Genomic DNA, 19,358 nt, shown 5'->3' on the forward strand with positions numbered 1-19,358 from the left:
CCGCAGGATGAACGCGTCATGGCAGGAAGCAGCTTACTGGTACTGATCGACGACATCGCCGCCGTCCTCGACGATGTGGCGCTGATGACCAAAATGGCCGCCAAGAAAACCGCTGGCGTACTGGGTGACGACTTGGCGCTTAACGCCCAGCAGGTGTCGGGTGTGCGCGCCGAGCGGGAAATCCCGGTGGTGTGGGCGGTGGCCAAAGGCTCGTTTCTCAACAAACTGATCCTGGTGCCGGCTGCGCTGTTGATCAGCGCGTTCGCGCCCTGGGCGGTCACGCCGTTGTTGATGCTCGGTGGCGCGTATTTGTGTTTCGAGGGCTTTGAGAAGCTTGCGCACACCTTTTTGCATAAACGCACTGAAGAACAGGCTCACCTGGTTGAAGCCGTGGCCGATCCGGCGACTGACTTGGTGGCATTTGAGAAGGACAAGATCAAAGGTGCAATTCGCACCGATTTCATCCTCTCGGCGGAAATCATCGCCATCACCTTGGGCACCGTCGCGGATGCGCCTTTGATGCAGCAGGTGGTCGTGCTGACGGGCATTGCCATCGTCATGACCATCGGTGTGTACGGGCTGGTGGCCGGTATCGTCAAGCTCGATGACCTGGGCCTGTGGCTGACGCAAAAGCCCGGCCAGGCAGCTCGCAGTATCGGTGGGGCGATCTTGCGCGCCGCGCCTTATATGATGAAAAGCCTGTCGGTGATCGGCACAGCGGCGATGTTCATGGTCGGCGGCGGCATTCTCACCCACGGCGTGCCGGCGGTGCATCACTGGATCGAGAGCGTCAGTCAGAACGTTGGCGGGGTGGCGTGGTTGATGCCGACGTTGCTGAATGCGGTGGCGGGGATTATCGCGGGGGCGCTGGTATGTGCAGTTGTAATAATTGTGAGTAGAGTTCTGAAGTCACTAAGGGGGTAGTGATCAAGGCCGCAATGCAAAGGCGTTGCGGCCTTGGACTTACAGCTCTGGCGCTCTGTCGAATGCACTCAGATGCGCGTCCAATGACCAGATGTAAACGCGCTGTCCGCGATGCAATGAGCAAAGGCGTTTCCAATCATGGATGATCGAGAGGTCTCCAAGACCGCTGCCTGTAGCTGCGTGATGTGGAAATTCAGATAGCCAGGCAGCCATTTCTTTCTCGCTCAAAAAACTGATCGGTTTGAACGGTGATCCTCCTTTGAGTGCTTCACTGACCTGCTTTACAAATCTTTGTGCGCAGGCACGTCGCTCCCGGCCATCACCGTTCTGACCAATATGGTTGCCCGTTTCCAAAATAGTCGCCATGGGCAGAAACAAGGTTTCCTTCAGGCGCTCTCTGAGTTGCGCCATGATTGCCTCATGCTGCAGTGCCTTGGAAGGAACGTTAAGGATTTCTATGAAAATGGAGGTGTCCAGAAGGCATACCGCTGTCATTCCTGCACCCCCGAAGTGCTCGCTTCCAATTTTTCAAACCAATCCATCGCCTCGGTTTCTCGTTCCTGCACTGTGGTTTTATCTTTAAGGAAGCGATCCAGGACGCGTCTTGTCATCAGTTGGCCCAGCGGGCCTTGGGCCACGAGTTCTGGGTAGCGTTCAAGGTCGCCCAACCGTACAAGACGACTGTCACCTTCATCAGGATCGCGATAGCAGGCGACGACGTCCGCTAAAGCACTATCAGGTAATGCATCCAGCAGGGCGGGATTATGCGAGGTCAGCAACACGCGTAGTTTTCGCTCAGAAGCTATGGTTTGAAGTTGGCGTACGAGCGTCTCGGCGCGGCTGGGATGAACACCATTATCGATTTCTTCAATGACGACTAACGAGCCTGTCGGCGCTGTCAGCAGCGTTGCACCTATTGCCAGTACGCGCAATGTTCCGTCCGAAAGCAAAGGAGCATCGACATTGCGGCTCGACTGGCCGAAGGTTTCTACGAGGCGGACCATTACATCACTGCGATCAGTTTCGATGAATTGGATATCGGTAATATCCTGTTCGGGCAATGATTTAATAAAAGCAAGTAGCCTTTTTTTCTCTTCTGAAGTTTGTGACAGTCCATATAAAACTGCGGAAAGATTGCTGCCGTCTTCCTTTATTTGATCATCTTTCAGGTACACGTAATCCCGCATGAGGGCGGGCCTGGGATCAAGGAATACGACATTTCGTAAGGTTTCACGCACCGCTTTTGTCACCAGCGGTATAACTCTCTGGGACTCAATATGACTGGCTTTAAATCTGCCAGGCGTTTCAATCTGATAAAAAATAGCTTGCCGGTTGGAACATGAAATATGGGGTTTATTTCGACCGCGGGCGAAGTTGTTATAGGCCACACTGATTTCGTCAGTGTGTGGGCTTGAAACACCGTCCACCTGATACAACGGAAATTTTTCACCTTTCTTTTCTACTTTTTCTCCGGTAACAACTAATTGGTCTGCAATGAGGTCAATTGAAATTTCAAAGTCGTCCCATCCTTCTTTAGCTTCTCCAAAATGGGCGCCTAGGCTGACGCTGGCCTTGAGGTCTCGAAACAGGTCATTGGCTTGGCCACGAACAACGGCATCACCGCTCTGGATAGTGCGTGTAATGTCATCCAGGCGGGAGCCTTTTGCCAGCCAATTGAGAAGGCGGATAGCTTCAAGCACGTTGCTTTTACCGGAAGCATTTGCTCCGATCAAAAATGTCAGGGCTGCCAGTGGGAGTGTGGCGTTGTCGTAGCTCTTAAAATTTTTTAGATCGATCGACATCAACATGTCCGAACCTCGTTGATTGGCGGAGGGGGTTCGCTGATCCGAAGCCTACAGTTTTGGAGACCGCGCCGCTACTGGGCAGACGCGCTAGCCACGAATAGTCGATTGAAACAAAAAAGGCCATTCGATCACTCGTATGGCCTTTGTGTCAGCAAGGTTAACTTTACTCGGCGATCTGCAACTTGCGCGACTCGGTATAGATGTAGCGCACCTTTTCATACTCAAACGGCGAGTTCATCTGACCGTAGCGGAAGCTGGTCTGGTAGCGCTTGTCGACGGCGCGCAAAGCCCAGATTTCAGGGTGGTTTTCGCTGACTTTGGAGACGTTGAGGAAGTTGATCTCGGTCTCGGCGCCGTAGTCGACGATCAGGCCGGTAGTGTCACGCAGGTTCGAGGGGCCGAAGATCGGCAACACCAGGTAGGCGCCGCCAGGCACGCCGTAGAAGCCCAGGGTCTGGCCGAAGTCTTCGCTCTGGCGCGGCAGGCCCATGGCGGTGGCCGGGTCCCACAGGCCGGCGATGCCGATGGTGGTGTTGAGCAGCAGGCGCCCGGTGGTTTCCAGGGAGCGGTGGCCCTTGAGTTGCAGCAGGCTGTTCAACAGGTTGGGCACATCGCCCAGGTTGTTGAAGAAGTTGCTCACGCCGGTGCGCAGGAAGCTTGGGGTGACATAGGTGTAGCCATTGACCACGGGCAGGAACACCCATTGGTCGAAGCGGTAGTTGAAGTGGTAGACGCGACGGTTCCACGACTCCAGCGGGTCATAGACGTTAAGTGCGGTTAGCGATGAACGCTCGAACTCACGCTGGTCCAGGCCAGGGTTGAACTTGAGTTTGGTCAGCGGCTCCTTGAAGCCATCGGAGTCAACCTTGACCGGTTCGTGGGCCTTGCTGTTGTCGGCATTGGCTACGCCTGCGCACATCAGCGCGGCGAGCAGCAGAAGATATTTAGCCACGGAAGAACTCCAGCATGGCGTCGGCGTTGACGCGGTAATTAAGGTTGCCGCAATGGCCGCCCAGCGGGTAGACGGTCAAGCGATCGCCGAAGGTTTTACGCAGGAAGCCGAGGTCGCCTGGGCCGAGGATCACGTCGTCGGCGTTGTGCATGACGGCGATTTTCGGGCTGTCGTGCAGGTAGTCCTTGAGTGCGTACAGGCTGACCTGGTCGACCAGTTGCAGCAGGCTGCCGCCGTCGGAGCGCGCGCGCCACATCGGGATCACTTGTTCGGTGAGGTAGCAGTCGAAGTCGCATTGCAGTGCACGCTTGAGGAACGGCGTGAGGCTGGTGCCTTCGGTGATCGGGTATTTCGGCGGGATGATCAGGCCACGACGGTTGATCAGGTCCGAGGTAAAGGCAATGTCGGCGGCCGAGAAGCGGAACGAGGTGCCGATCAGCATGGCCATCTGTTCGTTGGTCAAGTGCTGCTTGGAGTTCTGGAAGTCGTAGAGCAGGGCGTCATTGAGGTCGATGTAGCCCTTTTGCTGGAAGTAGCGCGTCAGTTTGGCCAGCACCAGCTCATAGAAAGTCGTGGTGTTGTTGATGCCCTTGACCTCGGTCTGTACCAGCTTGTCGAGGTTGGTGATCGAGGTGTAGAGGTTGACCGGCGGGTTGAGCAGCAGCACTTTCTTGAAGTTGAAGCTGCGGCGGGTCTCGTCGAGCTTGCTGACAAACGCCGCATCCAGTGCGCCGAGGCTGTAGCCGGTGAGGTAGAAGTCGGTCACCGGCAGCGAGGCGTTCTGCGCGCGTACCGCCTGCATCACGCGGTACATGTCTTCGGCGTCTTCCTGGGTGATACCCGGGGTGGCGAAGCGCGAGGCGGCGCTGATGAAGTCGAAGCTGGTGGGCGATGACAGCTGCACCACGTGGTAGCCGGCCTGGTAATAGAGTTTTTTCAGGTATTCGTTGATGCTGCTGTCAAACCGGGCGCCCGTGCCTGCGATCAAGAAAATCAGCGGCGCGGCGTGGTCCTGTTTGGCGATGCGGTAGGTGAGTTTCTTCACTGCCCAGAAGTTGTCCGGCAGGCTGAATTCCCGCTCAGGGCGCATGTTGAGGGTGTAATCGGACTGGTTGATCTCGTCGTTGCTGGGCAATTTAGGCCGCAGGTCCGGCGGGGTGGTGGCAATGGTCGCCTCGAACGGGTTCGTCAAAGGGAAGCCATAAGTGGCCTGGTCGACATCGACGGCCAGTGCTGACGCACTCAAAAATAGGCTGCCCAGCAAGGCAGCGCAGCGCAAGGAACGGAGCATGACTTAATCCCTAAGAGGAAACGTGCTGAATGAAGTTCGCAGGCTATGACCACCGCGTTGCCACCGAAGTGCCAGCCCTCGGCACTAAAAGTCGGAAAAAAACCACGGATTCGGGGTAATAGTAGCCAGAAGATACACTTTGCTGCGCCTTGATGAACAGTTATCTGCGTACACACCTTGCTAACGGCCGCCGTGGGATTAAGCTGAGCGCCGTTTTTGCCTATCGGAGTTCGCCATGTCCCGTCGTTTGCCACTTATCCTGCTGCTTATCGCCTTGCCGGTATGGCTGGCCGCCAGTTATGGCGCCCGCTACGGTTTTATGGAAGACGGCCAGTGGGTGGGGGTCTGCGTTGACGAGGCCAGCCGCTGGGAATGCCAACTGCGCTCGAACCTGGGGCTGATGATTCACTTCAAGGTATTGGGCTGGGCCGCGTTGGTGACGTCGGTGCTGGGGTTTTTTGTGCCTGGGCGAGCGGGCTGGGGTTTGGCGGTGTTGGGGATGGTGTTCGGGTTGCCGGCACTGGCGTTGTACAACACCACGTTTGCGGTGTTTGCGGTGGTGATTGCGGGGTTGCGGTTGGTCAGGAAGCCTCGGGGCGTCTGACAGGGCCTCTTCGCGAGCAAGCCCGCTCCCACATTAGATTGGATGCATCCCTTGGAATGCGCTCGAATGTGGGAGCGGGCTTGCTCGCGAAAGCGGTCTTATGCCTTACGCACCCGCAAGCACCGCCACAAAGCCACCACCATCAACCCGCTGACCAGCGCCCAACCCCACGCCTGCTGGTTCAGCAAGCCTTCGCGATACAGCTGCGGCGCAATGCCGGCGCCAATAATGAAGGCCAGCAGCGCAATTTCCCGACGCGGGCCGGTGACCGGACGAACCAGGTAAACCAGGGCCGGCAACACCAGCGCCGCACTTGGGAAGCTGCGATAGCGCGGGTCAAACACCAGCGCCAGCATCATTACTGCCCCTGCGAACCCGGCAATTGCCACCAGCCAGCCGGCGCGTTGTTCCAGCCAGTTGAACGCCCGCTCGCGCCAACCTTCGCGGGCGCTTAAAGCCAGGGCGGCATGGGCCAGTACCAACAGGTTCAACACCACCAGCAAGCCAGCCCACACCCATTCATCGTTGAAACGCGCAGTGACACGGGTCAGCTCGGCCCAGGTGCCAATGGAGCAGGCGGCGACTGCGCCGAGCAATGGCAGCATGAATGCGGCACGCGCGCTGCGCACCCGGCCGCCGAGTGCCAGAGTGCCCAGCAGGATCAGGCCGCCGACGCCCAGCCACAGCGGCCAATACGGCACGTTGCTCACCGGCCCGGCAAGGATGCCCTTGTCCTGGCGGTCGGCGTCAAACAAGCCCCAGTAACCCCCAACTGCGCCTTCACTGGCGCGTTTCCACGGCTGGTCAAACGCTTCGATCAGGTTATAGCGCCAGCCATTGGCCTCGGCCATGGCCACAAAACCGCGCATGAACTTGGCCTCGTTGACCCGGCTTGGCACCGCGGTTTCGCGCTGGCGGCCTTCGCTGGGCCAGCCGGTCTCGCCGATCAGTACATCTTTAGGCGCGAATTTGTTGCCGAAGGTCTGGCGCACATCACCCACATGCTTGAGGGCTTGATCGATGCCCGACGGGTCATCTTCCCAATAGGGCAGCAGGTGAATGGTGAGGAAATCCACCGCCGGGGCGATTTCCGGGTGTTGCAACCAGAACTCCCATACATCGGCATAAGTGACCGGTTGCTTGATCTGGCTTTTGACTTGGTGGATCAGCGTTACCAGCCGCTTGGCAGTGACTTCCTTGCGCAGCAGCGCCTCGTTACCGACGATCACCGAGGTGACTACATCGGGGTTGGCATTGGCGGCAGCGATCAGCTCGTTGATTTCTTTTTCGGTAGCCACCGGGTCGCTGCTGACCCAGGCGCCTGCCATCACCTTCAAACCATGCTTGCGCGCCATGCCGGGCAGGTCTTCCAGGCCCGTCATGGAATAAGTGCGGATGCATTCAAAACGGGTGGCCAGCAACGCCAGGTCAGCGTCCATGCGCTCGGGGCGCAGTTTGAACGGCTGGTCGAACGGCGACTGGTCCTTGTCGAACGGCGTGTAGGACGCGCATTGCATCTTGTGGCTGGCACTGGCCACATCCGGCAGCACCACCGGCCGGCCGAGGCCGTACCAATAGCCGGCAAGGGCAAGCACGCCGAGGATCAAGGCGCAGAAATAGGGCAGGGCAGGGAAGCGGGCAGTCGCGGGCATGGTCGGCTTATCTGGGGGAGCAAAGGCGCGCATCTTACCCGGATTTAGCCCGTCCCAGTGGGGCTGCATAATTTAGACATGCAAAGTTCGGGCGGGAAATTGACGCCAAGTCCTAGGAACTGTCCTGCTGGCGATGTGATGTCGTTTCTTGCTTACCCGAGGTCGCTGACAGAGCAGGTCCAAGGCCCCGGCAGGTTGATGATCGAAGTGTCAGCACTCCACTGGCGGCGCACCACCGTGATCGACGCGCGTGAAGGGGGCGCGATGCACCCTATAACAACAGGTTGACGTCGCTCGGCATCCGTCGGGCGCAGCACTTTCGGGGAAGTACTATGAAGATGCGACGACTCTTGGGCGCAGCTGCCACTCTGGTAGTTGCGATGGGCTCCACACTGGCCAGCGCCGACAGCAAAACCCTGAGCATCGGCTATGTAGATGGTTGGTCCGACAGCGTTGCCACCACCCATGTGGCGGCAGAGGTGATCAAGCAAAAGCTCGGTTATGACGTGAAACTGCAGGCCGTCGCCACCGGAATCATGTGGCAAGGCGTGGCCACCGGCAAACTCGACGCCATGCTGTCCGCCTGGCTGCCTGTGACCCACGGTGAGTATTGGACCAAGAACAAGGACAAGGTGGTCGACTATGGCCCCAACTTCAAGGATGCGAAGATCGGCTTGATCGTGCCGGAGTACGTTAAAGCCAAGTCCATCGAAGACCTCAAGACCGACACCACCTTCAAGAACAAGATCGTCGGCATCGACGCCGGTTCAGGCGTGATGCTCAAGACCGACGAAGCGATCAAGGCCTATGGCCTGGACTACAAACTGCAGGCCAGCTCGGGTGCAGCGATGATCGCCGAACTGACCCGCGCCGAAGACAAGCAGGAATCCATTGCCGTGACCGGCTGGGTGCCGCACTGGATGTTCGCCAAGTGGAAACTGCGTTTCCTCGACGATCCAAAAGGTATTTATGGTGCTGCTGAAACCGTCAACAGCATCGGCAGCAAGGGCCTGGAGAAGAAAGCGCCGGAAGTCGCCGCTTTCCTGAAGAAGTTCCAGTGGGCCTCCAAGGATGAAATCGGCGAAGTCATGCTGGCGATTCAAGAGGGCGCCAAGCCTGATGCAGCGGCCAAGGATTGGGTCGCCAAGCACCCTGAGCGTGTGGCCGAGTGGACCGCCAAATAAAGCACTGACCCTTTAGATGCCCCACCACAACCCTACTGTGGGAGCGGGCTTGCTGTGGCGAGGGAGCTTGCTCCCGCTGACTGCGCAGCCGTCTCCGGCTTTTTGGGGGCGCTTCGCACCCCAGCGCAAGCAAGCTTGCTCGCCACAGCAAGCCCGTTCCCACATTTTTTTGCCTGTATTCAGGCTGCTGTTTATTTGTTGACCGCAAAACTTGCTAAGTGGCCATCTCGATCTACTACTAAGGTCGTCTGGAACCTGTTCCGCAGCCGCATACAGTGGATATGTTCCAAAATAATAAAAAGCTGTGCTGCGAGGATAAAAACAATGAACGACAGCATTTACCTCTCGATTCAAAACAGCCCGCGTTTCAAGGAGCTGGTCAGAAAAAGGGAAAGGTTCGCCTGGATTCTCTCGGCGATCATGCTAGGGCTTTACTCCGCTTTCATCCTGTTGATTGCCTACGGGCCACAAGTGCTGGGCGCCAAGCTCAGCCCTGGGTCTTCGATTACCTGGGGTATTCCCCTGGGCGTCGGACTGATTGTGTCCGCTTTCATCCTGACCGCGATCTATGTGCGTCGGGCCAATGGCGAATTTGACGACCTGAACAATGCGATTCTCAAGGAGGCTGCGCAATGATCCGGCGTCTATTGGCTATATTCGGCGCTTCGCTGTTTGCTCCGGCCGTTTGGGCGGCGGATGCATTGACCGGTGAAGTGCACAAACAACCGCTGAACGTCTCCGCCATCGTGATGTTTGTCGCGTTTGTCGGCGCCACGCTGTGCATCACTTACTGGGCGTCCAAGCGCAACAAGTCGGCGGCTGACTACTATGCGGCCGGCGGCAAGATCACCGGTTTCCAGAACGGCCTGGCGATTGCCGGTGACTATATGTCGGCGGCGTCCTTCCTGGGGATTTCCGCGCTGGTGTTCACCTCCGGCTACGATGGCCTGATCTACTCGATCGGCTTTCTGGTGGGCTGGCCGATCATTCTGTTCCTGATCGCCGAGCGCCTGCGTAACCTGGGCAAGTACACCTTTGCCGACGTGGCGTCCTATCGCCTCGGGCAAACCCAGATCCGCAGCCTGTCGGCCTGCGGTTCGCTGGTGGTGGTGGCGTTCTATCTGATCGCGCAGATGGTGGGTGCGGGCAAGCTGATCCAGTTGCTGTTCGGCCTGGACTACCACGTCGCGGTGATCCTGGTGGGTATCCTGATGTGCATGTACGTGTTGTTCGGCGGCATGCTGGCGACCACTTGGGTGCAGATCATCAAGGCGGTGCTGTTGCTGTCCGGTGCCTCGTTCATGGCGCTGATGGTGATGAAGCACGTCAACTTCGACTTCAACATGCTGTTTGCCGAGGCGATCAAGGTTCACCCTAAAGGTGAGGCGATCATGAGCCCCGGCGGCCTGGTGAAAGATCCGATCTCGGCATTCTCGCTGGGCCTGGCGCTGATGTTCGGCACCGCGGGCCTGCCGCACATCCTGATGCGCTTCTTCACCGTCAGCGACGCCAAGGAAGCGCGCAAGAGCGTGTTGTATGCCACCGGCTTCATTGGCTACTTCTATATCCTGACGTTCATCATCGGCTTTGGCGCGATCCTGCTGGTGAGCACCAACCCGGCGTTCAAGGATGCTGCAGGCGCCTTGCTCGGCGGTAACAACATGGCGGCGGTGCACCTGGCCAACGCGGTGGGTGGCAGCATTTTCCTGGGCTTCATCTCGGCTGTGGCGTTTGCCACTATCCTGGCCGTGGTTGCCGGTTTGACCCTGGCCGGTGCTTCGGCGGTGTCCCATGACCTGTACGCCAGTGTGATCAAGAAGGGTAAGGCCAACGAGAAAGATGAGATTCGCGTGTCGAAGATCACCACCGTGGCGTTGGGCGTGTTGGCGATCGGCCTGGGTATCCTGTTCGAAAGCCAGAACATCGCGTTTATGGTCGGCCTGGCATTCTCGATTGCTGCCAGCTGTAACTTCCCGGTACTGCTGCTTTCCATGTACTGGAAAAACCTCACCACCCGTGGCGCCATGATTGGCGGCTGGCTGGGCTTGATCAGTGCCGTTGGCCTGATGATCCTCGGCCCGACCATCTGGGTCTCGATCCTGCACCATGAAAAAGCCATCTTCCCTTACGAATACCCGGCGCTGTTCTCGATGATCATTGCGTTCGTCGGCATCTGGTTCTTCTCGATCACCGACAAGTCGGCGGCGGCAGAGAAAGAGCGTGCGCTGTACTTCCCGCAGTTTGTGCGTTCGCAGACTGGCCTGGGGGCGAGTGGGGCGGTTAACCACTAAGATTTGTAACGGTTATAAAAAAATGCCCCGGTCGTGAGATCGGGGCATTTTTGTCTCTACGCCGCTCGTTCCCACGCTCTGCGTGGGAATGCAGCCACGGACGCTCTGCGTCCCGGTTCGCGTAGGCCTCAGGTTTTGTGCTGTGTGACGCGGAGCGTCACGGAAGGCATTCCCACGCGGAGCGTGGGAACGATCATTGCCCGGTCGTGAGGTCGGGGTATTTTTTGCTTTTATTGGTAACGGATTTCACAAAACAGTTTCTCAACACTTGCATCAATAAAGTGCCTTTACGCCGATCATTCCCACGCTCTGCGTGGGAATGCAGCCACGGACGCTCTGCGTCCCGGTTGGCACTGGCCTCAGGTTTTGTGCTGTGTGACGCGGAGCGTCACGGGAGGCATTCCCACGCGGAGTGTGGGAACGATCATTATCGGGTCGTGAGAACGGGGCATTTTTGTCTCTACGCCGCTCGTTCCCACGCTCTGCGTGGGCATGCAGCCAAGGATGCTCTGCGTCCCGGTTCGCGTAGGCCTCAGGTCTTGCGCAATGTGACGCGGAGCGTCACGGGAGGCATTCCCACGCAGAGCGTGGGAACGATCATCAGGCTGCACAAATAAAAACGGCCTCCTTGGATAAGGAGGCCGTTTTTTATTACCAAGCCATCAGATGTTTACTTGCGATCTTCCAGTTTGGTGATATCACGCGACTCGTAGCCGGTGTACAGCTGGCGCGGACGGCCGATCTTGTACGGGCTGGAGAGCATTTCTTTCCAGTGCGAGATCCAGCCGACAGTACGTGCCAGGGCGAAGATCACGGTGAACATGCTGGTTGGAATGCCGATCGCCTTGAGGATGATCCCCGAGTAGAAGTCGACGTTCGGGTACAGCGAGCGTTCGATGAAGTACGGGTCGGTCAGGGCGATCTCTTCCAGGCGCATGGCCAGTTCGAGTTGCGGATCGTTCTTGATGCCCAGTTCCTTCAACACTTCGTCGCAGGTCTTTTTCATCACGGTGGCGCGTGGGTCACGGTTCTTGTAAACGCGGTGACCGAAGCCCATCAGCTTGAACGGATCGTTCTTGTCCTTGGCCTTGGCGATGAATTTGTCGATGTTGGACACATCGCCAATTTCATCCAGCATGGTCAATACGGCTTCGTTCGCACCGCCGTGGGCAGGGCCCCACAGTGCGGCGATGCCGGCGGCAATACAGGCGAACGGGTTGGCACCCGAAGAACCGGCCAGGCGTACGGTAGAGGTGGAGGCGTTCTGTTCGTGGTCGGCGTGGAGGATGAAGATCTTGTCCATCGCAGCGGCCAGCACCGGGCTGATCGGTTTGATCTCGCACGGGGTGTTGAACATCATGTGCAGGAAGTTTTCCGCGTACGTCAGGTCGTTGCGCGGGTACATCATGGGTTGGCCCATGGAGTACTTGTAAACCATTGCGGCCAGGGTGGGCATCTTGGCAACCAGGCGGATCGCGGAAATTTCGCGATGCTGCGGGTTATTGATGTCCAGGGAGTCGTGATAGAAGGCCGACAGGGCGCCGACTACGCCGCACATGACGGCCATCGGGTGGGCGTCGCGACGGAAGCCGTTGAAGAAGGTCTTCAACTGCTCGTGAACCATGGTGTGGTTCTTCACGGTGCTGACGAACTGGGCTTTCTGCTCGGCTGTTGGCAATTCGCCATTTAACAGCAGGTAGCAGGTTTCCAGGTAGTCCGACTGTTCAGCCAGCTGTTCGATCGGGTAGCCGCGGTGCAGCAGAATGCCATTGTCACCATCGATATAGGTGATCTTCGACTCGCAAGAGGCGGTCGACATGAAGCCTGGGTCGAATGTGAAACGGCCCGTGGCCGTCAGGCCCCGTACGTCGATAACATCGGGACCAACGGTGCCGGTTAAAATGGGCAGCTCGACGGGGGCTGCGCCCTCGATGATCAACTGCGCTTTTTTGTCAGCCATGTGGCCTCCTATTTATGCTTCAAATCATCAGACAGACCCCCCACGCAGGGCCCGCACCACTATATTGATATAAATCCAGATGTCAATTTGCCTAAAGTCTTGCTCCAGAAGGCTTTAACCATACTTTTTCGTCGAAATTGACTGCCATTTACGCCTTTTATACCGCCAGCGCAATCAGCTATTAGGGTGAGGAGTGCGCGTTGTCATTAGTAACCTAACTGTCTATACTCGGCCACCGACCGCCAAGGGCTTTTGGGCTTGCTTTCATTGGGGGTCGCACTCCCTGGGTGGTGCTTACCTGACCAGTGCACTCCCCAACAACTTTGCCCTGATTGTTAGGGGCTCTTCAGTGTGAAAAAAAGCCGTGAATAGCCAACGACCTGTAAACCTAGACCTAAGGACCATCAAACTCCCCATCACCGGCGTTACGTCGTTCCTGCACCGTGTTTCCGGCATCATCCTGTTCCTGGGCTTGGGCATCATGCTTTATGCATTGAGCAAATCCCTGGGTTCCGAGGAAGGATACGCCGAGGTGAAGGCATGCTTGACCAGCCCGCTGGCCAAGTTCGTAGCATGGGGCCTCCTGTCCGCTCTGCTGTATCACCTGGTAGCCGGTGTGCGCCACTTGATCATGGATGCGGGTATCGGTGAGACGCTGGAAGGCGGCCGCCTGGGCTCGAAAATCATCATCGCCATTTCCGTGGTGCTGATCGTTCTGGCAGGAGTTTGGATATGGTAACCAGCGTTACGAACCTTTCGCGTTCGGGCCTCTATGACTGGATGGCGCAGCGTGTGTCTGCGGTCGTTCTCGCGGCTTATTTCATTTTCCTGATCGGATACCTCGTCGCAAACCCGGGCATCGGCTATGAGCAATGGCACGGCCTGTTTTCCCACAATGCGATGCGAATCTTCAGTCTGCTGGCCCTTGTAGCCCTGGGCGCTCACGCCTGGGTCGGCATGTGGACCATCGCGACCGACTACCTGACGCCGATGGCGCTGGGCAAGTCCGCGACTGCAGTACGTTTTCTCTTCCAGGCAGTCTGCGGCGTCGCGATGTTCGCTTACTTCGTCTGGGGTGTGCAGATTCTTTGGGGTATCTGATTCATGGCTAACATTCCTACTATTTCCTTCGACGCCATCATTATTGGTGGCGGCGGTGCCGGCATGCGCGCAGCGCTGCAGCTGGCCCAGGGCGGTCACAAGACTGCCGTGATCACCAAGGTGTTCCCGACTCGTTCCCACACCGTATCCGCCCAGGGTGGCATCACCTGCGCCATCGCCTCCGCCGACCCGAACGATGACTGGCGCTGGCACATGTACGATACCGTCAAGGGTTCCGACTACATCGGTGACCAGGACGCAATCGAATACATGTGTCAGGAAGGCCCGGCCGCCGTGTTCGAGCTGGACCACATGGGTCTGCCGTTCTCGCGTACCGAGCAAGGTCGTATCTACCAGCGTCCATTCGGCGGCCAGTCGAAGGATTACGGTAAAGGCGGGCAGGCTGCCCGTACGTGCGCCGCTTCCGACCGTACCGGTCACGCGCTGTTGCACACCCTTTATCAGGGCAACCTGAAAGCCGGTACCACGTTCCTGAACGAATACTACGCGGTTGACCTGGTGAAGAACGCCGACGGCGCCTTCGTTGGTGTAATCGCCATCTGCATCGAAACCGGTGAAACCACCTACATCCGCGCCAAGGCTACTGTGCTGGCAACCGGTGGTGCAGGTCGTATCTACGCGTCGACTACCAACGCCCTGATCAACACCGGTGACGGCGTCGGCATGGCCCTGCGTGCAGGCGTGCCGGTACAAGACATCGAAATGTGGCAGTTCCACCCAACCGGCATCGCCGGCGCCGGTGTACTGGTTACAGAAGGTTGCCGTGGTGAAGGTGGTTACCTGATCAACAAGCACGGCGAGCGTTTCATGGAGCGTTATGCTCCGAACGCCAAAGACCTCGCCGGTCGTGACGTAGTTGCTCGCTCGATGGTTAAAGAAATCATCGCCGGCAACGGCTGTGGCCCGAACGGCGACCACGTACTGCTGAAACTCGATCACCTCGGTGAAGAAGTCCTGCACAGCCGCCTGCCAGGCATCTGCGAGCTGTCCAAGACCTTTGCTCACGTTGACCCGGTGGTTGCTCCGGTACCGGTTGTTCCAACCTGCCACTACATGATGGGCGGCGTGCCGACCAACATTCATGGCCAGGCGATCACCCAGAACGCCGAAGGCGTGGACGAGATCATCCACGGTCTGTTCGCTGTAGGCGAAGTGGCTTGCGTATCGGTTCACGGCGCCAACCGCCTGGGCGGCAACTCGCTGCTCGACCTGGTGGTATTCGGTCGCGCGGCCGGCCTGCACCTGGAAAAAGCCCTGACCGACGGCATTGAATACGATGACGCCACCGACGCCAACATCGAGGCCGCCCTGGCGCGCCTGAACGCTCTGAACGAGCGTACCGATGGTGAAGACGTGGCAACCCTGCGTCGCGAGCTGCAAAGCTGCATGCAGAACTACTTCGGTGTATTCCGTACCGGCGAATACATGCAGAAGGGTATTGCCCAGCTGGCTGACCTGCGCACGCGCATCGCCAACGTCAAGATCAACGATAAGAGCCAGGCGTTCAACACCGCTCGTATCGAAGCCCTTGAGCTGCAAAACCTGCTGGAAGTGGCTGAAGCGACTGCGATTGCCGCCGAGGTTCGTAAAGAATCCCGTGGTGCTCACGCTCGTGAAGACTTTGAAGATCGCGACGACGAAAACTGGTTGTGCCACACCCTGTACTTCCCGGGTGACAAGCGCGTAACCAAGCGTGCCGTGAACTTCTCGCCGAAGACGGTGCCGACGTTTGAACCGAAGATTCGGACTTACTAAGGGTGGCTGCCATGTTGAAAGTCAGTGTTTACCGCTACAACCCTGATCAGGACGCCGCGCCGTTCATGCAGGAATTCCAGGTCGATACCGGTGGTAAAGACCTGATGGTGCTGGATGTACTGGCACTGATCAAAGAGCAGGACGAAGGTTTCTCCTATCGTCGCTCTTGCCGTGAGGGTGTTTGTGGCTCCGACGGCATGAACATCAACGGCAAAAACGGCCTGGCGTGTATCACGCCGCTGTCCGCCGTGGTTAAAGGTAACAAGCTGATCGTTCGTCCACTGCCAGGTTTGCCGGTTATCCGTGACCTGGTGGTCGATATGAGCATCTTCTACAAGCAATACGAGAAAGTTAAGCCGTTCCTGCAGAACGACACGCCGGCTCCGGCCATCGAGCGTCTGCAGTCCCCAGAAGAGCGTGAAAAGCTCGACGGTCTGTACGAGTGCATCCTGTGCGCTTGCTGCTCGACTTCGTGCCCGTCCTTCTGGTGGAACCCGGACAAGTTCCTGGGTCCAGCTGCCCTGCTGCAAGCGTACCGCTTCCTGGCAGACAGCCGTGACACCAAGACGTCCGAGCGTCTGGCTTCACTGGATGACCCGTTCAGCGTATTCCGCTGCCGCGGGATCATGAACTGCGTCAACGTATGTCCCAAAGGCCTGAACCCGACTAAGGCCATTGGTCACATCCGTAACATGCTGCTGCAAAGCGGCGTGTAAGCGACGTTGTAGCAAAGCAGGACCGTTGTGCCCGTAAATGCTACGGCGCAGGCTTCAACCGGCGCCGTAGTTTTAACTTGAGCAGCGACTTACAAAGCCGCAGCTCTTATTTTGAAGAAATGAGACAAGCAGGGGCATTCGGGTTGGTACCCGAACTATCAGCGTGATCCTAAGTGGCTTGTTTTGGTCGCTGCACTTGGCCTTTTGCAAGCAAACTCGGTGTTTTCGCCGGTGGTGTCCCCAAATCGAGGGTGACCAAGCATGCAAGAAAGCGTGATGCAGCGCATGTGGAACAGCGGCTATCTTTCAGGTGGTAACGCTGCCTATGTGGAAGAGCTTTATGAGCTCTACCTGCACGACCCTAACGCTGTGCCAGAAGAATGGCGCACCAAATTTCAGACGTTGTCTTCAGACGGCAACGCTGCCACCGATGTATCGCACGCAACAATTCGCGATCAATTTGTGCTGCTGGCAAAGAACCAGCGCCGCGCCCAACCGGTTTCCGCCGGTAGCGTGAGCAGCGAGCATGAGAAGAAGCAAGTTGAAGTATTGCGACTGATCCAGGCTTACCGGATGCGTGGCCACCAGGCGGCCCAGCTTGACCCGCTGGGGCTCTGGAAGCGTCCTGCACCTGCTGACCTGTCGATCAATCATTACGGCTTGACCAATGCCGATCTTGATACGACCTTCCGTGCCGGCGACCTGTTCATCGGCAAAGAGGAAGCGAGCCTACGCGAAATTCACGAAGCGTTGCAGCAGACATATTGCCGCACCATCGGCGCTGAATTTACGCACATCACCGATTCCGAGCAGCGCCACTGGTTCCAGCATCGTCTGGAAGGTGTGCGTGGCCGTCCGGTTTTGTCCGCCGACGTGCGCAGCCACTTGCTGGAGCGCGTGACCGCGGCCGAAGGTCTCGAGAAATACCTGGGTACCAAATACCCGGGCACCAAGCGTTTCGGCCTGGAAGGCGGCGAAAGCCTGATTCCAATGCTCGACGAGCTGATCCAGCGTTCCGGTTCCTACGGCACCAAGGAAATCGTGATCGGCATGGCTCACCGTGGTCGCCTGAACGTGTTGGTCAACACCTTCGGCAAGAACCCGCGTGAACTGTTCGACGAGTTCGAAGGCAAGAAGAAGGTCGAGCTGGGTTCCGGTGACGTTAAGTATCACCAGGGCTTCTCGTCCAACGTAATGACCACCGGCGGTGAAGTTCACCTGGCCATGGCCTTCAACCCGTCCCACCTGGAAATCGTTTCTCCAGTGGTCGAGGGTTCGGTGCGTGCCCGTCAGGATCGTCGTAACGATTCCACCGGTGAGAAAGTCCTGCCTATTTCCATCCACGGTGACGCGGCTTTCGCCGGTCAAGGCGTGGTCCTGGAAACGTTCCAGATGTCGCAGACCCGCGGCTTCAAGACCGGCGGTACAGTTCACATCGTCATCAACAACCAAGTCGGTTTCACCATCAGCAACCCACTGGACGCGCGCTCTACCGAGTACGCGACCGACGTTGCCAAGATGATCCAGGCGCCGATCCTCCATGTGAATGGGGATGATCCGGAAGCCGTGTTGTTCGTGACCCAGCTCGCCATCGACTACCGCATGCAGTTCAAGCGTGACGTGGTCATCGACCTGGTTTGCTATCGCCGTCGCGGTCACAACGAAGCGGATGAGCCGAGCGGCACCCAGCCGTTGATGTACCAGCAGATCACCAAGCAGCGCACCACCCGTGAACTGTACGCTGACAGCCTGATTACGGCCGGCGTGGTTGACGATGCGCGTGTTCAGGCGAAAATCGATGAATACCGCAACGCGCTGGACAACGGCCTGCATGTAGTAAAAAGCCTGGTTAAAGAGCCGAACAAAGAGCTGTTTGTGGACTGGCGCCCATACCTGGGCCACGCCTGGACGGCGCGTCACGACACCTCGTTCGACCTCAAGACCCTGCAGGAACTGTCCGCCAAGCTGCTGGAGATTCCAGATGGTTTCGTGGTACAGCGCCAGGTTGCGAAGATCTACGAAGACCGTCAGAAAATGCAAGCCGGCGGCCTGCCGATCAACTGGGGTTACGCCGAAACCATGGCGTACGCGACCCTGGCGTTCGAAGGTCACCCGATCCGCATGACCGGCCAGGACATCGGCCGCGGTACGTTCTCGCACCGTCACGCTGTATTGCACAACCAGAAAGACGCGGGCACCTACATCCCCTTGCAGAACCTGTACGAAGGCCAGCCACGTTTCGATCTGTACGATTCGTTCCTGTCCGAAGAAGCCGTACTGGCGTTCGAATACGGTTACTCGACCACCACACCACAGGCGCTGGTGATCTGGGAAGCCCAGTTCGGCGACTTCGCCAACGGTGCCCAGGTGGTTATCGACCAGTTCATCACCAGCGGAGAGCACAAGTGGGGCCGTCTGTGCGGTCTGACCATGCTGCTGCCACACGGTTATGAAGGTCAGGGTCCGGAGCACTCCTCGGCCCGTCTGGAGCGTTACCTGCAGCTGTGCGCCGAGCACAACATCCAGGTGTGCGTGCCGACTACCCCGGCCCAGATCTACCACTTGCTGCGTCGCCAGGTGATCCGCCCGCTGCGCAAGCCGCTGGTAGTGCTGACCCCGAAATCGCTGTTGCGTCACAAATTGGCCATCTCGACCCTGGAAGATCTGGCCGACGGTTCGTTCCAGACCGTGATTCCAGAAATCGACACCCTGGACGCAGCCAAGGTCACTCGCCTGATCCTGTGCAGCGGCAAGGTTTACTACGACTTGCTGGAAAAACGCCGTGCCGAAGGCCGCGAAGACATCGCCATCGTGCGTATCGAGCAGCTTTACCCGTTCCCGGAAGACGACCTGATGGAGGCCATCGCGCCTTACACCAACCTCACGAATGCCGTGTGGTGCCAGGAAGAACCGATGAACCAGGGCGCGTGGTACAGCAGCCAGCATCATTTGCGTCGCAGTATCGGTAACCACAAAACAGGCCTGGGCCTGGAGTACGCCGGTCGTGATGCCTCTGCTGCACCTGCGTGTGGTTATGCGTCGATGCACGCCGAGCAGCAGGAAAAACTGCTGCAAGATGCTTTCACTGTTTAACGCCTTCGC

16 protein-coding genes are annotated in these 19,358 nt (G+C 58.0%); 10 read left to right on the forward strand and 6 right to left on the reverse strand.

The genetic code is table 11. From position 1 onward, the window contains the following. Window positions 1-18: 18 nt before the first annotated feature. On the forward strand, window positions 19-924 hold the full coding sequence (locus tag ACTD9P_RS07520; protein ID WP_438867214.1) for a DUF808 domain-containing protein: 906 nt from the start codon (window positions 19-21) through the stop codon (window positions 922-924). 39 nt (window positions 925-963) lie between these two features. Here the strand turns inward: ACTD9P_RS07520 and ACTD9P_RS07525 are convergent, their stop codons facing one another. The 4 genes from ACTD9P_RS07525 to ACTD9P_RS07540 all read right to left on the reverse strand — a co-directional run bounded on the left by ACTD9P_RS07525 (window position 964) and on the right by ACTD9P_RS07540 (window position 4,972). Next, a complete protein-coding gene (locus ACTD9P_RS07525) occupies window positions 964-1,419 on the reverse strand; it encodes a hypothetical protein (protein WP_438867215.1) in 456 nt (151 codons plus the stop codon). Further along, window positions 1,416-2,732: an AAA family ATPase gene (locus tag ACTD9P_RS07530; protein ID WP_438867216.1), complete on the reverse strand. Its 1,317-nt coding sequence runs from the start codon at window positions 2,730-2,732 to the stop codon at window positions 1,416-1,418. The genes ACTD9P_RS07525 and ACTD9P_RS07530 overlap by 4 nt, the downstream gene beginning before the upstream one ends. Window positions 2,733-2,892: 160 nt before the next feature. Then, the gene (locus tag ACTD9P_RS07535; protein WP_056857109.1) at window positions 2,893-3,681 is read right to left on the reverse strand and encodes an MlaA family lipoprotein; all 789 of its coding nucleotides are present in this window, start codon (window positions 3,679-3,681) and stop codon (window positions 2,893-2,895) included. Then, window positions 3,674-4,972 (reverse strand): serine/threonine protein kinase, encoded by a 1,299-nt coding sequence (locus tag ACTD9P_RS07540; protein ID WP_138816042.1) that lies wholly within the window; start codon window positions 4,970-4,972, stop codon window positions 3,674-3,676. The genes ACTD9P_RS07535 and ACTD9P_RS07540 overlap by 8 nt, the downstream gene beginning before the upstream one ends. Before the next feature lie 235 nt (window positions 4,973-5,207). Here ACTD9P_RS07540 and ACTD9P_RS07545 point away from each other — a divergent pair, with 235 nt between their 5' ends. Continuing rightward, window positions 5,208-5,576 carry a hypothetical protein gene (locus ACTD9P_RS07545; RefSeq protein WP_438867217.1) on the forward strand — a complete coding sequence of 123 codons (369 nt, stop codon included), beginning with the start codon at window positions 5,208-5,210 and terminating at the stop codon, window positions 5,574-5,576. 98 nt (window positions 5,577-5,674) lie between these two features. On the opposite strand, the gene ACTD9P_RS07550 is transcribed toward ACTD9P_RS07545, so the two are convergent. Beyond that, window positions 5,675-7,228, reverse strand: coding sequence for a glycoside hydrolase family 17 protein (locus ACTD9P_RS07550; protein ID WP_438867218.1), 1,554 nt, complete (start codon window positions 7,226-7,228; stop codon window positions 5,675-5,677). Between the two features lie 332 nt (window positions 7,229-7,560). Here ACTD9P_RS07550 and ACTD9P_RS07555 point away from each other — a divergent pair, with 332 nt between their 5' ends. From ACTD9P_RS07555 to ACTD9P_RS07565, 3 genes are all read left to right on the forward strand, one after another. Then, a complete protein-coding gene (locus tag ACTD9P_RS07555; protein WP_056859736.1) occupies window positions 7,561-8,412 on the forward strand; it encodes a glycine betaine ABC transporter substrate-binding protein in 852 nt (283 codons plus the stop codon). A gap of 324 nt (window positions 8,413-8,736) precedes the next feature. Then, window positions 8,737-9,048, forward strand: coding sequence for a DUF485 domain-containing protein (locus tag ACTD9P_RS07560; protein ID WP_110624991.1), 312 nt, complete (start codon window positions 8,737-8,739; stop codon window positions 9,046-9,048). Further along, window positions 9,045-10,703, forward strand: coding sequence for a cation acetate symporter (locus ACTD9P_RS07565; protein WP_438867219.1), 1,659 nt, complete (start codon window positions 9,045-9,047; stop codon window positions 10,701-10,703). Before ACTD9P_RS07560 ends, ACTD9P_RS07565 begins: the two co-directional genes overlap by 4 nt. A gap of 670 nt (window positions 10,704-11,373) precedes the next feature. Here the strand turns inward: ACTD9P_RS07565 and gltA are convergent. Next, on the reverse strand, window positions 11,374-12,663 hold the full coding sequence (gene gltA, locus ACTD9P_RS07570) for a citrate synthase (protein ID WP_003210575.1): 1,290 nt from the start codon (window positions 12,661-12,663) through the stop codon (window positions 11,374-11,376). A gap of 364 nt (window positions 12,664-13,027) precedes the next feature. Here gltA and sdhC point away from each other — a divergent pair, with 364 nt between their 5' ends. From sdhC to ACTD9P_RS07595, 5 genes are all read left to right on the forward strand, one after another. Then, window positions 13,028-13,402: a succinate dehydrogenase, cytochrome b556 subunit gene (sdhC, locus tag ACTD9P_RS07575; RefSeq protein ID WP_016979564.1), complete on the forward strand. Its 375-nt coding sequence runs from the start codon at window positions 13,028-13,030 to the stop codon at window positions 13,400-13,402. Then, entirely contained in the window at window positions 13,396-13,764 is a 369-nt protein-coding gene (sdhD, locus tag ACTD9P_RS07580; protein ID WP_003172805.1) for a succinate dehydrogenase, hydrophobic membrane anchor protein, read from the forward strand. Before sdhC ends, sdhD begins: the two co-directional genes overlap by 7 nt. Before the next feature lie 3 nt (window positions 13,765-13,767). After that, window positions 13,768-15,540, forward strand: a complete 1,773-nt coding sequence (gene sdhA / locus ACTD9P_RS07585) for a succinate dehydrogenase flavoprotein subunit (protein ID WP_017134444.1) — start codon at window positions 13,768-13,770, stop codon at window positions 15,538-15,540. 11 nt (window positions 15,541-15,551) lie between these two features. Further along, window positions 15,552-16,256 (forward strand): succinate dehydrogenase iron-sulfur subunit, encoded by a 705-nt coding sequence (locus ACTD9P_RS07590; RefSeq protein WP_003172807.1) that lies wholly within the window; start codon window positions 15,552-15,554, stop codon window positions 16,254-16,256. A gap of 261 nt (window positions 16,257-16,517) precedes the next feature. Continuing rightward, window positions 16,518-19,349, forward strand: coding sequence for a 2-oxoglutarate dehydrogenase E1 component (locus ACTD9P_RS07595; protein ID WP_200433554.1), 2,832 nt, complete (start codon window positions 16,518-16,520; stop codon window positions 19,347-19,349). The last annotated feature ends 9 nt before the right edge of the window (window positions 19,350-19,358 follow it).

The organism is Pseudomonas onubensis, from assembly GCF_965653655.1.
In the GTDB taxonomy this organism is placed as follows: domain Bacteria; phylum Pseudomonadota; class Gammaproteobacteria; order Pseudomonadales; family Pseudomonadaceae; genus Aquipseudomonas.

Bases quoted from the DNA above. Each gene is read 5' to 3' on its own strand.
- sdhA (WP_017134444.1), top strand. From the start codon at position 13,768: ATGGCTAACATTCCTACTATTTCCTTCGACGCCATCATTATTGGTGGC.
- ACTD9P_RS07530 (WP_438867216.1), bottom strand. From the start codon at position 2,732: ATGTTGATGTCGATCGATCTAAAAAATTTTAAGAGCTACGACAACGCC.
- ACTD9P_RS07560 (WP_110624991.1), top strand. From the start codon at position 8,737: ATGAACGACAGCATTTACCTCTCGATTCAAAACAGCCCGCGTTTCAAG.
- ACTD9P_RS07550 (WP_438867218.1), bottom strand. From the start codon at position 7,228: ATGCCCGCGACTGCCCGCTTCCCTGCCCTGCCCTATTTCTGCGCCTTG.
- ACTD9P_RS07540 (WP_138816042.1), bottom strand. From the start codon at position 4,972: ATGCTCCGTTCCTTGCGCTGCGCTGCCTTGCTGGGCAGCCTATTTTTG.
- sdhD (WP_003172805.1), top strand. From the start codon at position 13,396: ATGGTAACCAGCGTTACGAACCTTTCGCGTTCGGGCCTCTATGACTGG.
- ACTD9P_RS07595 (WP_200433554.1), top strand. From the start codon at position 16,518: ATGCAAGAAAGCGTGATGCAGCGCATGTGGAACAGCGGCTATCTTTCA.
- ACTD9P_RS07545 (WP_438867217.1), top strand. From the start codon at position 5,208: ATGTCCCGTCGTTTGCCACTTATCCTGCTGCTTATCGCCTTGCCGGTA.
- ACTD9P_RS07590 (WP_003172807.1), top strand. From the start codon at position 15,552: ATGTTGAAAGTCAGTGTTTACCGCTACAACCCTGATCAGGACGCCGCG.
- ACTD9P_RS07520 (WP_438867214.1), top strand. From the start codon at position 19: ATGGCAGGAAGCAGCTTACTGGTACTGATCGACGACATCGCCGCCGTC.
- gltA (WP_003210575.1), bottom strand. From the start codon at position 12,663: ATGGCTGACAAAAAAGCGCAGTTGATCATCGAGGGCGCAGCCCCCGTC.
- ACTD9P_RS07555 (WP_056859736.1), top strand. From the start codon at position 7,561: ATGAAGATGCGACGACTCTTGGGCGCAGCTGCCACTCTGGTAGTTGCG.
- ACTD9P_RS07525 (WP_438867215.1), bottom strand. From the start codon at position 1,419: ATGACAGCGGTATGCCTTCTGGACACCTCCATTTTCATAGAAATCCTT.
- ACTD9P_RS07565 (WP_438867219.1), top strand. From the start codon at position 9,045: ATGATCCGGCGTCTATTGGCTATATTCGGCGCTTCGCTGTTTGCTCCG.